This window comes from Pullulanibacillus pueri, assembly GCF_014639255.1.
Taxonomy (GTDB): Bacteria; Bacillota; Bacilli; order Bacillales; family Sporolactobacillaceae; genus Pullulanibacillus; species Pullulanibacillus pueri.
Window position 1 is genome coordinate 1 of sequence record NZ_BMFV01000018.1, and the last position, 15,232, is coordinate 15,232.

The following is a 15,232-nucleotide window of genomic DNA, read 5'->3' on the forward strand; positions in this document are numbered from 1 at the left end:
GAAAGCGTAGTGTATTTCCGTAGCGGTGCTTATGTGTGGTGAGTTACGTCGCCATTTCCTTCAACTATTTCATGACTTGGGAATAGGAACTGCTTCTAGCAAAAAGCCGTATTAAAGATAGGCTTCGATTGCTTTCCATAAGGCGTCTTTCCCGATGCCTTCTTGTGAAGAAAAGACGATAAACGTATCTTCTGGATGAAGGTCCAGTTTTCCTTTAATAATCTTTTGCTGTTTAGGTCGCTTGGTTTTTGGTACTTTATCACACTTTGTTGCCACGACAATGACAGGAATCTCATGGTATTTAAGAAACTGATACATTTGTATATCATCGTTTGTTGGTGGATGTCTAAAATCCACAAGCGCCACAACAACCCGCAACTGCTTATTCTCAGCAAAATACTGCTCCATCATTCGTCCCCAAGCTTGTCTTTCTTTTTGAGAGACTTGGGCATAGCCATAGCCTGGAACATCAACGAAATAAAAGGCCTCATTAATAATAAAGTAATTGATTTTCTGCGTTTTCCCCGGTTTTTGTGATGTCCGTGCCAAGTTTTTACGGTTTAAAAGATGATTAATTAAGGATGATTTCCCGACGTTTGAACGTCCTGATAAAGCAATTTCAGGTAGACCATCTGTGGGCCACTGTTCTGGCCCAACTGCACTAATGACATACTCAGAGCTTTTCACTTTCAATTTTTTCACCACCTAAGGCGTGCTTGAGAACCTCATCTAAATGACTGGCCTTAATAAAGGTTAACTCCTTCCGCACACTCTCAGGAATATCCTCTAAATCATTTTCATTATCCTTTGGAATAATAATGGTTTTGAGACCCGCTCTATGAGCACTTAATGTTTTTTCCTTTAAACCACCAATGGGTAATACTCGACCACGTAGAGTGATTTCACCGGTCATTCCCACTTCTTTTTTAACTGGGCGACCAGTGAGAGCAGAGACAATTGCCGTAGCCATCGTTATCCCCGCAGAAGGTCCATCCTTCGGAGTTGCGCCCTCTGGAACATGGATATGAATGTCCGTCGTTTCACTGAAATTGGCTGAGATGTTTAAATCATCGGCACGCGAGCGCACATAACTCAGGGCTGCTTGAGCCGATTCCTTCATCACGTCTCCCAGTTTTCCCGTTAAGGTCAATCGCCCTTTACCTTTAGAGGTTGAAACTTCTATAAATAAAGTGGTCCCCCCATAAGGAGTGTACGCGAGACCAGTGGCGACACCTACTTGATCTTCCGTTTCCGCCTCATTTTGTCTAAAGGTGGGCTTCCCGAGTAGTTTTTCTATCATTTTAGACGTGAGTGTCACCGATTTTTTTTCACCCGTCACAATGAGTTTTGCCACTTTCCTACAAAGAGAAGCGACTGCTCGTTCAAGACTTCTGACTCCTGCTTCACGTGTATAACTTCTTATCAGGAAGAGTACAGCCTCTTCCTTTACACGGAACTGATTTTTCTTCAATCCGTGCTTCTTAACTTGTTTAGGAATAAGATGTTCCATAGCAATGTGTAACTTCTCAAGTTCTGTATAACCCGCAATAGACAAAAGCTCCATACGATCTAACAGCGGGCCTGGAATGGTCTGAGCATTATTTGCCGTTGTAATAAACATGACTTTACTTAAATCATAAGGTTCCTCGATATAATGGTCACTAAACACATTGTTTTGTTCAGGATCAAGAACCTCAAGCAACGCTGCTGCAGGGTCACCACGAAAGTCATTAGACATTTTATCAATTTCGTCTAGAAGGAACACAGGATTAATAGTCCCCGCCTTTTTCATCCCTTGGATAATCCGTCCAGGCATGGCACCAACATACGTCCGACGATGCCCTCTTATTTCCGCTTCATCCCGAACCCCACCTAAGGAGATACGTACAAAATGGCGGTTCAGCGATTCCGCAACAGACCGGGCTAATGAGGTTTTCCCAACACCAGGAGGGCCAACTAAACAAAGGATCGGGCCATTTAATGATTTCGTAAGGGTTTGAACTGAAAGATATTCAAGCACACGCTCTTTGACCTTGTCCAAACCATAGTGGGCTTTGTTCATCGTTTCTTCAGCATGGCGAATATCAAGATTATCTTCGGTCTCATGGTCCCATGGCAATTGCAGTAACCAATCAATATAATTGCGAATCACACCGCTCTCTGCTGAACTTTGAGGTATTTTCTCGTAGCGAGCAAGTTCTTTAAGTGCAGTCTCTTTGACCTTTTCGGGCATGGCCGAGCCCTCAATCTTCTCGCGCAGGCTGCCAATTTCATCTTCCTTAGTTTCCTTGTCACCTAGTTCCTTTTGGATAGCCTTCATTTGTTCACGAAGATAGTATTCCTTCTGAGTTCTTTCCATTGACTTTTTTACTCTCTGACCGATCTTTTGCTCCAAGCCAAGGACTTCTTGCTCATTACTTAGAATGCCAATTAATTCTCTTAAGCGTTCTTTTATATCTAAGGTCTCAAGCAACTTCTGCTTTTCCTTATTTTTAAGAGGCAAATGATAAGCGATCACATCCGCCAAACGTCCAGGCTCTTCAATGTCTTGCACAGTAGCCAAGGTTTCAGCAGTAATTTTTCGAGATAAATTAATATAATTGCTAAATTGATCTAGCGTACTCCGCATGAGCGCTTCCGTTTCTAGATCAATCGTTTGATCCTCTTCAATAATTTCTACGTTTGCTTCAAAAAAACCGTCTGTATTCGAATACGACTGTATCCGACCTCTATGTTCACCCTCGGCTAAAATTCGAAAGGTACCATTGGGTAATTTCAACATTTGCTTAACGGTAGAAATTGTACCTATTTTATAAATGTCATCTGGTCCAGGATCTTCTGTTGCCATTTCTTTTTGTGCAACGAGAAAGATTTTCTGATCATCTAGCATGACTTTTTCAAGGGCCTCAACGGACTTATCTCGCCCGACATCTAAATGAAGAACAACCGATGGATAGACGAGAAGTCCTCGAAGCGGAAGAAGAGGTATGGTTTTTATCTGGTTTTTTGGCACGATAACACCTCCATTACATACTCTGTACAATTCTACCTATAAACTTTTATGTTGTCTAATTTAAGCTCCATGAGCACAAAAATAACCCTAAACTGATTGCGATGGCGATTGAAATTGTGAAGTCGCTGGAATAACATCCTCTTTTTCAGGCTCAATCGGTCCTTGTAAGGCTTGACTTAACACCTCAGTCAATCGTCCAACAGTAATGATTTCAATATCTTTTATTTCCTTAAACAGGGACTGATAATTTTCTTGTGGAATAATCACGCGTTTCGCTCCAGCATCCCGAGCAGCTTCAATTTTTGCCATGGCTCCACCAATCGGCTTAACCGCACCGTGAATACTTAACTCTCCTGTCATTGCGATAAAGGGATCAATCGGAATATTTTTTATCGCCGAATAGATGGCGGTAGCAATCGCTATACCCGCTGACGGACCATCCACTGGGGCTCCTCCTGGAAAATTCACATGGATATGATATTGATGAGCCCGAACACCCATTTTATTCAAAACAGTAATAACATTTTCAATCGAACTCTTGACTAAACTTTTACGTCGGATCGATTTAGTTTGTGATCCCATCGTCTCTTCTTCCACGATCCCTGTTATCGTTAAGCTTCCCTTACGACTTCTAGTTGCTGTTACTTCAATTTCTAATAAGGCCCCACGATTAGGACCGTAGACAGCAAGGCCATTAACAAGACCGACAACAGCTTCATTATGTACCTTTTTATCAGGTTTTGGTTGTAATTGGCTGGATTGAATAACCCACTCTATATCTTCTAAAGTAATGGTTTCAGTGTTTCGTGATATCGCAATTCCCGCCGTAATTTGCATGATGTTCGTCACCTCTCGCCCATTACGTGCGTATTCGGCAATTTTAGTCATACAAGCTTCGTCCACTTTAATTTTAAGTTTTTCCGCAGCACGTCTGGCGATCACCTTAATATCCTCTATTTTTAAATCATTGAAAAAAACTTCAAGACACCTTGAACGGATCGCGGGCGGGATTTCCTCAGGAGAGCGTGTTGTGGCTCCAATCAATCTAAAATCTGCAGGTAATCCATTTTGAAAAATATCATGGATATGCGGGGGGATTTGTGTATTCTCTTCACTGTAATAGGCGCTTTCTAAAAAGACTTTACGATCTTCTAAAACCTTCAATAATTTATTCATTTGAATGGGATGAAGCTCACCAATCTCATCAATGAACAAAACGCCACCATGGGCATGGGTCACTGCTCCTTGCTTTGGTTGAGGGATACCCGCTTGCCCCATTGCTCCCGCCCCTTGATAAATGGGATCATGAACACTTCCAATCAGCGGATCAGCAATCCCTCTTTCATCAAAGCGTGCGGTTGTCGCGTCTAGTTCAACAAAAACAGAAGAAGGTTTAAAAGGAGAATGCCAATTTCGTTTTGCTTCCTCCAACACAAGACGAGCAGCCGCTGTCTTTCCTACCCCTGGTGAACCATAAATAATCACATGTTGCGGGTTGGGTCCACATAATGCGGCTCTTAATGTTTGAATCCCATCCTTTTGCCCAACAATATCATCCATTGAAAGCGGACGCACTCTTTCTGATAAAGGTTCAGTCAATGAGATATTTCTTAATTTACGGAGTTGTTCCATTTCCTTTTTAGACTCTTTATCAATGGATGATTTTTGTGAATGTTGATTACGCAGTAAATTCCAAAAGTATAGTCCAATGACGACACCAAAAAAGAGCTGGACTAAAACTAAAAGCGTTGTCCAATTCATGACACATCTACCTCCTGATTTCCTTCTTTGCGTTAGTATTTCCGACGAACGGTAGGAGTAAACAATCGAATGCAAAAACATTGATGAAAAGGTCAATTTAAAGGATTTATTTACAAGGAAACAGGGTATAAAAAATAAGCAAGGCGCACCTTGTGCGTCGAATACCAACTTAACTCACGCCAAAAAGGACAAATATCCTGGAGGGTTATATTCCCCGAGAAGAAGTCCATAGACCTATGACCAAAAAAAGTGAACAGCCTGAGGCGGAAACCCCTTCCGTCTACCGATGACAACCAATACTGCACAATTTTTTCTTATGTAAGCTCCTTCTTTTACTCCTTAATCGCTCTAAGCTAACGTATCGCTATCTTTTTTAACCATTTTGCAGTTTTTAGACACAAATGATTTATAATACCGAAAATCAAACAAATATCAAGAAAAATTGGATTTGAGCCCCTTTTGTGTTCATGCTAGAGTTAATATTGTATTTTTTTACTCTTATGTAGAAAAATACACTTTAACGTGGGATTTTTTAAACAAATGAAAACAGGAGGTGTTGTTGTGATTGAATTTCAAGAGATCTCGAAAGTTTATGAGGATGGCTTTAAAGCCTTAAAGGATATTTCTTTTACAGTAAAAGAAGGAGAACTCCTTGTACTTATTGGTCCGAGTGGATGCGGGAAAACGACAACCATGAAAATGATTAATCGTTTAATTGAACCTTCAAAAGGCACGATTATGATCGAGGGAAAAGATATCGCGAATGAAAACCCGGTCAATCTTCGTCGTAACATTGGTTACGTGATCCAACAGATCGGGCTTCTTCCTCATATGACGATTCGAGAAAATGTCTCGCTTGTCCCCCGGTTAAAAAAATGGGAAAAAGACCGTTACCTTGATAAGGTGAATGAACTTATGGAAATGGTCGGACTGGACCCCGAAACTTTCGGAGAACGTTACCCTTCTGAATTAAGTGGAGGGCAACAACAAAGAATCGGCGTCATCCGCGGTTTAGCAGCAGATCCCAAAATTATTCTCATGGATGAACCGTTTAGTGCCCTCGATCCTATTAGTCGGGAGCAACTTCAAGAAGAGTTGGTCAAACTCCAAAAAGAAATTCACAAAACTATAGTATTTGTTACCCATGATATGGATGAGGCATTAAAAATAGCCGATCGCATTTGTATTATGAAAGATGGTGAAATCGTACAATTAGATACTCCCGAGAATATCCTACGCCATCCCGCCAACGATTTTGTCCATAATTTCATTGGTGAAGAAAGGATCCAAGATAATATTGAAAGTGAAGGCGTCAATTTACCGAGCTTAAAAAAATTAATGGTCAAGCCTATCACGGCTTATTCAACCCGAGGTCTTGCTGAAGCTCTTAAGACCATGCGAAAGCGCCGCGTCGACAATCTCATTGTTGTAGATAAAGACGATACTTATTTAGGGATTGCCACCGTCTGGGATGCCCAAAAGAATTATCAAAACGAAAACCTAACTTTGAATGATATTAAACAGACGGACCTTAAAGTCCTTACACCGGATGTCCCTGCTGAAGAGGCTTTTCAGCGTGTCAACACTTCTCAATATGGTTTTATTCCAGTGATAGAACACGATAGCCGAAAGCTTCTAGGTATTGTCAATCGCGCCAGTCTTGTCGAGCATATTGTTGATCAAATTATCCAATAAAAAGAGGTGATGACAATAAATATACTTCATGAAACACTTGATGTCTTTGTTAATCGTTGGTCAATGGTTTGGAACTTGATTTTAGAGCACATTTATCTCTCTTTTCTCTCAATACTCATCGCGATTATTATCTCCGTTCCTTTGGGTATTTTCCTCACACGTCATAAAAACGTAGCAGGTCCTATTATAGGAATTACCTCTATCTTTCAAACAATTCCTAGTCTCGCCTTACTTGTTTTTCTCGTCCCATTTATCGGTACAGGAAAGCTACCCGCTATTATTGCCTTAACCGTTTATGGCTTGTTGCCTATCCTTCGGAATACGTATTTAGGCATTATGGGTGTTGACGATTCCATCATTGAAGCTGGTAAAGGGATGGGGATGACAAACCGACAAATCCTCTGGATGGTCGAACTCCCTCTCTCTTTACGAGTCATCATGGGTGGTGTACGAACAGCCTCTGTTCTCGTCATTGGTGTAGCCACTATTGCAGGTCTAATTGGGGCTGGTGGTCTCGGTGATTTAATTTATCGAGGACTCCAAACGTTAAACACCGGTCTCATCTTAAGCGGTGCTATCCCAGCTGCTGTTCTTGCGATTATTTTTGATTATCTCCTAAAAAAACTTGAAGAAGATGTCACACCAAAGGGACTTCAAGACAACAAAAAACCCTCTCATAAAACAATAAAGGTCCTCCGCTGGTCGATCGTCGGGATCATCATTCTTGCTCTTGTCGGTAATTTCACCTTAAAGAGCCTTGGCGGTGATCGTGATAATACCATTGTTATCTCGGGTAAAAATTTTACTGAGCAACAAATTATGGTGTACATTATGGGACATCTCATTGAGGATAAAACAGATTTGAATGTAGAATACCACTCTTTTTTGGGAGGAACTTCTCCTGTCTTTAATGGAGTCAAAAAAGGGGATTATGATCTCTACTGTGAATACACAGGAACAGGATTAATCGAAATATTAAAGCACGATATCGTCAGTGATCCTGACAAAGTCTATGATATTGTCAAGAAACAATTTAAGGAGAAGTATGATCTGGATTGGTTAGAGCCGATTGGCTTTAATAATACGTATACCTTAACGGTCAGGCAAGAAGATGCCGAAAAATACGGACTCAACACCATCTCCGATCTAAAAAAAGTCGAATCGAAATTCACCCTTGGTTCCGAACCAGAATTTTTGGAAAGGAAAGACGGATATCCGGGATTAAAAAAAGCTTATGGTCTCAATTTTGCTTCGACCAAGTCAATGGACTCCGGTATCATGTATAGCTCAGAAAAGAATAAAGAGGTCGACGTTATTGACGCCTTTGGCACAGACGGGCGGATTCCCGCCTATCATCTTAAAGTCTTAAAAGATGATAAACATTTCTTTCCCCCTTATTACGCTGCGCCACTTATCCGTGATGACACCCTTAAAGCCCATCCAGAATTAAAAAAAGTACTCAACATGCTACAAGGTAAAATCGACGACCAAACCATGCAATCACTCAATAAACAAGTCGATCTGGATAAAAAGGACTACGAAGACGTCGCTGTCAATTGGTTGAAAAAAGAAGGGTTGATTGATTAATTTTTATCCCTCGACTTTATCGTCGAGGGTTTACTTTATGAATAAAGGCACCCTATGCATCAACGCTGTTCATATAGATTGCGACGTAACGGGTAGGTGGATTTCCGCTCCAGGTCGCTCGGTTTCCTCATGCCCACAGGACTAAGGAAAGCGACTAAGAGATTAGTCCTCGCAGAAAAATCGTGTTCTTACGATTTTTTGACGTGGGGTGGATCGGTGTTCGACGCACAGGATGTGCTAGCTTCGACGTTGTCACACGGATGTGACGATTTTAGTCGAAGTTCCTTAATGACGTGACGATTTTAACCGATCGTCCTTAGTGGCCTCAGCTAACTTGGGAATGGACTATTTTGTTCCAAGTATTTATGAATAAAAATCTCCTGTTCCTGCGTCTACTCGTACCGCTTCGTCGTCAGCTTTCTCGGAACTACTCGAAGTGTATTCGTGAAGTCACGCTGGCCCCGTTCCCGAAGGACTCTATTTTATGCACCCGTGAGTCAGCGGCGCTGAGGAACACACTTTTCCTGAGGTGTTCCGAATCTCGCGCCTTTCACTCCAATCCACTTCCATGCTGTCGATGCTTATTGATGAAAAGATTGGGCATCTTTGCTTTCTTTTAAGCTAATATTAACTCTAGTTGCAAGTAAATCAAATCATCTTACCTAGCGTAGGCAGAATACGCAGACTCCAGTGGGAACAGCACGCGTCCGAAGATCCACTTTGGAGCACCAAAAAACTGACTCCAAAGTTAGCTGAGGCCGTGCCCACGGAAAGCGAAGTATTCTGCCGAAGCGGTTGTTAAACACTAAATATAATAAGGTATGAGCTGTCAAAGCCGATCGAATTGACGTCGCAATTTCCTTCAATTCCTAAGTTCTTTTCTTTAGTAAAAAAGCAACTGATATAGCAAAAAGGTCTCACCCTTATCGGATGAGACCTTTTTCTGTGTTAATTCAATTATGCACTTTCTTTAGGTGATTGTTCATTTTTAATCACGGTTCCATCGTCCATCACTAATGTTGGGCCGACTTTACCTTCAACAGTCTCTTTCGTAATAATACATTTTTCAACATCATCACGAGAAGGAAGATCATACATCACATCAAGAATTATGTTTTCAATGATGGATCTCAACCCACGGGCACCTGTTTTTCTTTCAATCGCTTTTTGAGCAATAGCTCTAAGGGAGTCTTCTGTAAACTCAAGCTCGACATTATCGAGTTCAAGGAGCTTGCTGTATTGTTTAACAAGCGCATTCTTTGGCTTCGTTAAAATTTCCACAAGGGCATCCTCATCTAATTGTTCGAGAGAAGCCACAACTGGAAGTCGACCAATAAACTCTGGGATAAGTCCAAACTTAAGTAAATCCTCTGGAAGAACTTTCTTTAAATAATCGTCCTTGCTATCGACCTCTTGTTTGGAAGCATCAGCTGCCCCAAAGCCAATAACTTTCTTCCCTAAGCGTCTTTTAATAATTTGTTCGATTCCATCAAAAGCCCCACCACAAATAAAGAGAATATTTGTCGTATCAATTTGAATAAATTCTTGATGAGGGTGCTTTCTTCCTCCTTGAGGCGGAACACTTGCAACAGTACCTTCTAAGATTTTTAAAAGTGCCTGTTGCACCCCTTCACCTGACACATCACGTGTAATTGACGGGTTCTCTGACTTTCGAGCAATCTTATCAATTTCGTCAATGTAAATAATCCCACGTTCGGCTTTTTCAACATCATAATCAGCTGACTGAATCAGTTTGAGAAGAATATTTTCAACATCTTCACCAACATAACCCGCTTCTGTTAACGACGTTGCATCCGCAATCGCAAAAGGAACATTTAAGATTTTTGCCATCGTTTGTGCGAGTAAAGTTTTCCCGCTCCCCGTTGGTCCAATCATGGCAATATTACTTTTTTGCAATTCAACGTCATCATTTTTTTGCTTGGCATTTATACGTTTATAATGGTTGTATACAGCAACAGATAAGTTCTTTTTCGCTTCTTCTTGACCAATGACATAATCATCAAGAATTTCCCGAATTTGTTGTGGTTTCGGTACATCCTTAAACTCAACTTCTTCTTCGCTGCCCAGTTCTTCCTCGACAATTTCAGTGCATAATTCTATACACTCATCACAGATATATACACCTGGTCCTGCAACCAGCTTTCTTACTTGATCTTGAGTTTTCCCACAAAAGGAACATTTCAATTGTCCTTTTTCTTCGTTAAATTTAAACATACTTTCACCCCTAGTCTCTGTCTTTTAAGCACGGGCAGAAAAGAGCGAATTGATTTCCTCTAGAATACCTATTTTTGAGTCGTCGTTCAAACAAAAAGCTTAAACAACCATAAAAGCAAGCTGCCTTTGGCTATGTATGCATTGTAACATAAAAGCAGGAACGACAATAATGATTCGCCTTATGAAAAGGATATGTAAAACAGATGAAAAATACACTCATTTCCTCATTTCTTTTAATACCACAAATTTAGGAAATTCAATCCTTTAACTTGTTTGCCTTTATAATGAAGGGTAATTAAGTGTACATCTGCAAAGTGAGTTTGAAGAAACAAGGCACGTTGAACGTGCCTTGTTTGTCTTCAGTTAAACATTAAATTCGTCATTTTGGAATCAATAGACCCTTGACTCTATGCGTAGTTGTTTGCTTTTTGTGAATTGCCTCTTTAAATATTATTCACTAACTTCTTCAGTATTCTCTTCTTTTTCTTCACTTTTAGGAACAGCTTTACTATTCTCTACGAGGAGATCAACTGCTTTACGAACTTTCAAATCACCTTTAACGGCTTCGTTACCACCTTGAAGAGTTAACATTTGTTTCACTTGCTCAACATCAATTTTATACGTATCTGCAATGTTTTGAATTTCTTCTTCAACCTCTTCATCGGATACTTCAATGTTTTCAGCTTCTGCAATGGCTTCAAGTGTCAAGTTCGCGCGGACACGTGTTTCTGCATTTTCTTTCATTTGCTCACGTAGGCCATTTTCATCAGTACCAGAGAATTGATAGTACATATCCATGGTCATACCCTGTGATTGAATTTGTTGTTCAAATTCACGAACCATGCGATCTTGTTCACTCTTAATCATGGCTTCTGGAATATCAATAGTTGCATTTTGGGCAGCCTTCTCAACAACTTCATCACGGATAGTAGCTGTAGCCGCTTGTTCTCTTTGATCTTTTAATTGTTTTGCCGTTTTTTCTTTTAGTTCTGCAAAGGTTTCTACTTCTTCATCCACATCTTTAGCGAATTCATCATCTAATTCAGGGAGTTGTTTTACTTTGATTTCATGAACCTTTACCTTAAAAACAGCCTCTTTACCTTTTAAATCTTCGGCATGATATTCCTCAGGGAAGGTTACTGTAATATCCTTCTCTTCTCCTGTTTTAAGACCGATCAACTGTTCTTCAAAACCTGGAATGAAAGAGCCTGAACCAATCTCAAGAGAATAGTTTTCGCCTTTTCCGCCTTCAAAAGCCACACCATCAACAAAGCCTTCAAAATCAATAACAGCTGTATCGCCATCCTCAATTTCGCCATCTTCTTTAACAGCAAGTTCAGCATAGCGTTCTTGAAGCTGTTTAATTTGTTCGTCGACTTCTTCATCAGTCACTTCAGTATTCTGCTCTTCAACCGTTAAACCTTTGTAATCTCCTAATTGCACTTCTGGTTTAACAGTGACCTCAGCTTTGAAAATCAACTCGCTACCTTTTTCAATTTTATCGATATCAACATCTGGTTGGTCAACTGGCTCAATCCCAGTCTCATCAATTGCCTTTGAATATGCTTCTGGTAGGACAATATCGACAGCGTCTTGATAAAGTGATTCAACACCAAAACGTTGTTCAAAAATCATGCGTGGTACCTTCCCCTTACGGAAGCCAGGAATATTGACCTGCTTGACCACCTTTTTGAACGCTTGATCTAGTGCCTTAGTAAAACTCTCAGCATCCACTTCAAAAGTAAGTGTGCCTTGATTTCCCTCATGTTTCTCCCAATGTGCTTTTACATCCATATATTCTTACCTCCAACATTCAACTTCATACTTAGTATCTTACCGATTTCAATTTAGAACCTGTTCAAAAAGGGGCCAAAAAGTACCGAAAATCTAAAAATATACCGCTCCTCAATTACTTACTATTAAAAGAAAACGAACAGATTTATCGTTCGCGTGATTTACATCTCTTTCAAAGAAGGAAAAAGCGAGCTAACACTAGAATTCGAAAGCTATTTCCACCAAACTTTTTGAACACTCTCTTTTCAACCATTACATTATATCATAATAGACTCTTATACGGAAATCAATGATATATTATGTATTTTCTTCAAAAGAACGGATAACTTCTACTAAAGGATAGACGTTTTCTATAGGAGTATCAAAAAGGAGTTCAATCGTTTCACTATCGTCTTCTATTCCACTAATATGTAGTGAATAAAGATAGCAAGCCGCCGCCCATAACTTAGCATCAAGAGGTTCTAGAGGCCGAGGGTAAACCAATAGGACAAAATGATTCCAAATTTGTGACGCCACTTCCTCTAACGTGGGATTATTCGACGATAATATATCCTCTAGCATTCTGTTAATACTATCCGAAAATCCATTATAAAATAGTGGTTGACTTAAATCAACAGTATAGGTGGTGTTGAACTTGACAACATTCACTTTATCCTGAAAGCCACCCTCTTTTAGACCTTGCAAAACAAGACTTTTGAGTATAGGGTCACCTTCCTCTTCCAGATACTTAATTAAACTAGGCAAAGCCGCTTTATACCGCTGCGCTAAGTTTATGGCCGACCATTGCCGCTCATGATTCCCACTTCGCAAGCCCTCTTCAATTTCTTGAACAATGTGTCTTGGGACCTCATCAGTTGGAGAAATCTCCCGCTGGAGTCCTAAATCTTTGGACAGCTCATCAACTAATTGGGGATCATCATGGGTTTCATCTCTTCTTTGTTCTGCAAAATGGGCTAGCTGGAGTAAGATTTGTCTTATCTCAGTTGGCACATCATTTTCAGCTAATACCGCATCAATAATATTAAGAACTTCATTATATTCCCTCATTTGTATAAGGACGGTAATGTGTAGCTTTAAAACATCATAATAATTGCCGATAGCCTTATGCAACATTGCTTTAGTTAAACCTCTTGCTTCTTCATATAAACCTAGCTCAACATAACACACCGCAAGTCCATAAGAGGCCTGAGGATGATTTGGCTCAAGGTGTTCTAATTGTTTAAAAAGGTCTAAGGCTTCTTTATAGTTTTTAGACTTTAAAGTAGTAATGGCTTTTTCTAATAATCGCTCTGATAATCGTGGGAATTGAACAACATTATTGTGATTCTGATCTTTTGAAGTCATCATATCACCCACTTTCCTTTCAAATATGCTTCGTATAGTGTAGCAGGTTCACTGTCACAAAACAATAAAGCCACACGCTTATTCTCACTTCAGGTATTTAATAAAGTATTTTTAGGCAAATAAATAACGCCCATAAAGTACTATCAAGTACCAATGGACGTTATATTATATTACATTTGTTTTTTAAGTTATGGCGTCCCAGGAGGACGCTATATAATAGGAAGAAACACACAGTTTCTAAGGGTTTGATAATATCAATGTGTAAAATTTGTGTAAAAAAATAATCGCATGTAATATAAGCAAGTATGTGCTAATCCGTACTTGCTTATATCTTATTTAAGCATCGCCCAAATAATAATCAAAATAATAATACATATGGGCACAAACATCATTGAACACCCAAAACTCATTAGTGAGTTCCCTGCTTTATTTGTGCTTTTGCTTATCTTATCTAACTTCTCGGCAGCTCTATCTAATTTGTTATTATCCAATAATATCATCCCCTTTTTATGCAGTATTCGACACCTAGAAATTTAATTCCTCTATGATTTAAGATATGGCGCTTCCGATACTGGACAATAGATCGATAAACAAGGGAAGCATTTGTACAAGAACGTATCCAATAGCTGCGTTCATCATATACTGATAACCTTTCTCCTTTTGATCCAAACACAACAGTTGATGCAATCGAAAAGAGCACATGCGCACCTCCTCTTTAGATATTTCTCTAGAAATAGTTGGGATGGAAAAGCACACTGCCGATACCCTTCCTTTCTTCGAAACTGCAGGGTATGGAATATTCGGTTTTAATTACCAAGCTATGAAAAGTGGTTTGAATAATCCTTTTTAAATGCTTTTGTTAATGCTTATGAGGCACTGTTTGTCCGATATATCTTGTCCTTTCAATTTTTTAATTTAAAGTTTTAAAAGGGATAAACCTGTCCTCTAAAGAAATATTTAATAGGTGATTAAAATGACTCCGATTGATAAAAGGATAAAAGAGCTAGGATTAAAAAAGGGATGGGTTGCCGAAAAATCCAAGGTCTCAAAAAGCGCCTTGTCTCTTATTTGCAATGGTAGAAGTGATCCAAGCATCAAAGTTGCTCTTAGGTTAGCTCGTGTTTTAAATACAACAGTAGAAGATTTATGGGGGCACCTTATAGAACAAAAATAAAAAACCTCTTTAGTGAGGTTTTTGCTTAATCCTATTCATTATTTGATCGTACTCCTTTAAAAACTGTTTGCTTATTTTTAATGTTTTATCCCTGTAGCTTTGGTATGTTAATCCAGATGGATCGATAGCCAAATTTACGTATCGTAAGTTTGTAGTATTGCACTCTTTGATTAGATCATAGTACTCTTTATACCCCTTTGGGTAATCGCTTAAATCACTAATTCTCTTTTGGATTTTAGCTTGATCACTGTTTAATTGTGAAATGCTGCCGTCTTCTTCGAAAACTTTATATTGGTCATTTACTGCCTTGTCAATATCGTTTTCTTTTTGGATCGCTTCATCCCAAACATCTTCGTATTGATAAATCATTAAATCGGCACTTGAATTATTGATTAGAATATTTTCTGCTACATCATTTACTTTTTTAAGATATATTTTACCCGGTTTAGCAACTAGATAATTGTGATATAATATCCCGCCGATTATACAACCTATCAAGACTATCAAAGCAATTACAATCCATAATATTTTTGATTGAAAAAATGATTTGGGTTGTTGATTTTCTTCTTTCTCTATTCCCATATTGACTACCCCCTATATCTCTTTGTAAATAACAATATTCGACACAG

General features: G+C 39.4%; 11 protein-coding genes. 3 read left to right on the forward strand and 8 right to left on the reverse strand.

Going from position 1 to position 15,232, the window contains the following annotated elements:
• Positions 1 to 111 precede the first annotated feature (111 nt).
• From yihA to lonB, 3 genes are all read right to left on the reverse strand, one after another.
• Positions 112 to 693, reverse strand: a complete 582-nt coding sequence (gene yihA, locus IEV91_RS11915) for a ribosome biogenesis GTP-binding protein YihA/YsxC (protein WP_188497635.1) — start codon at positions 691 to 693, stop codon at positions 112 to 114.
• Positions 674 to 3,013 carry an endopeptidase La gene (lon, locus tag IEV91_RS11920; RefSeq protein ID WP_188497636.1) on the reverse strand — a complete coding sequence of 780 codons (2,340 nt, stop codon included), beginning with the start codon at positions 3,011 to 3,013 and terminating at the stop codon, positions 674 to 676. Before lon ends, yihA begins: the two co-directional genes overlap by 20 nt.
• A gap of 87 nt (positions 3,014 to 3,100) precedes the next feature.
• Entirely contained in the window at positions 3,101 to 4,774 is a 1,674-nt protein-coding gene (lonB, locus tag IEV91_RS11925) for an ATP-dependent protease LonB (RefSeq protein ID WP_188497637.1), read from the reverse strand.
• A 561-nt stretch (positions 4,775 to 5,335) separates the two neighbouring features.
• Between lonB and IEV91_RS11930 the strand changes: the two genes are divergently transcribed.
• Both IEV91_RS11930 and IEV91_RS11935 read left to right on the forward strand, forming a co-directional pair.
• Positions 5,336 to 6,469, forward strand: coding sequence for an ABC transporter ATP-binding protein (locus tag IEV91_RS11930; RefSeq protein WP_188497638.1), 1,134 nt, complete (start codon positions 5,336 to 5,338; stop codon positions 6,467 to 6,469).
• Positions 6,470 to 6,478: 9 nt separating this feature from the next.
• On the forward strand, positions 6,479 to 8,056 hold the full coding sequence (locus tag IEV91_RS11935; RefSeq protein ID WP_229745573.1) for a glycine betaine ABC transporter substrate-binding protein: 1,578 nt from the start codon (positions 6,479 to 6,481) through the stop codon (positions 8,054 to 8,056).
• Positions 8,057 to 9,013: 957 nt separating this feature from the next.
• On the opposite strand, the gene clpX is transcribed toward IEV91_RS11935, so the two are convergent.
• The 4 genes from clpX to IEV91_RS11955 all read right to left on the reverse strand — a co-directional run bounded on the left by clpX (position 9,014) and on the right by IEV91_RS11955 (position 13,920).
• Positions 9,014 to 10,291 (reverse strand): ATP-dependent protease ATP-binding subunit ClpX, encoded by a 1,278-nt coding sequence (gene clpX / locus IEV91_RS11940; protein WP_188497639.1) that lies wholly within the window; start codon positions 10,289 to 10,291, stop codon positions 9,014 to 9,016.
• A 450-nt stretch (positions 10,292 to 10,741) separates the two neighbouring features.
• Positions 10,742 to 12,085, reverse strand: a complete 1,344-nt coding sequence (gene tig / locus IEV91_RS11945) for a trigger factor (protein ID WP_188497640.1) — start codon at positions 12,083 to 12,085, stop codon at positions 10,742 to 10,744.
• A gap of 297 nt (positions 12,086 to 12,382) precedes the next feature.
• Positions 12,383 to 13,432, reverse strand: coding sequence for a tetratricopeptide repeat protein (locus tag IEV91_RS11950; RefSeq protein WP_188497641.1), 1,050 nt, complete (start codon positions 13,430 to 13,432; stop codon positions 12,383 to 12,385).
• A 329-nt stretch (positions 13,433 to 13,761) separates the two neighbouring features.
• Entirely contained in the window at positions 13,762 to 13,920 is a 159-nt protein-coding gene (locus tag IEV91_RS11955) for a hypothetical protein (protein ID WP_188497642.1), read from the reverse strand.
• A gap of 482 nt (positions 13,921 to 14,402) precedes the next feature.
• Here IEV91_RS11955 and IEV91_RS11960 point away from each other — a divergent pair, with 482 nt between their 5' ends.
• Positions 14,403 to 14,603, forward strand: coding sequence for a helix-turn-helix transcriptional regulator (locus tag IEV91_RS11960; RefSeq protein WP_188497643.1), 201 nt, complete (start codon positions 14,403 to 14,405; stop codon positions 14,601 to 14,603).
• Positions 14,604 to 14,612: 9 nt separating this feature from the next.
• On the opposite strand, the gene IEV91_RS11965 is transcribed toward IEV91_RS11960, so the two are convergent.
• Complete coding sequence (locus IEV91_RS11965) at positions 14,613 to 15,185, reverse strand: hypothetical protein (RefSeq protein ID WP_188497644.1); 573 nt, start codon at positions 15,183 to 15,185, stop codon at positions 14,613 to 14,615.
• Positions 15,186 to 15,232: the final 47 nt, after the last annotated feature.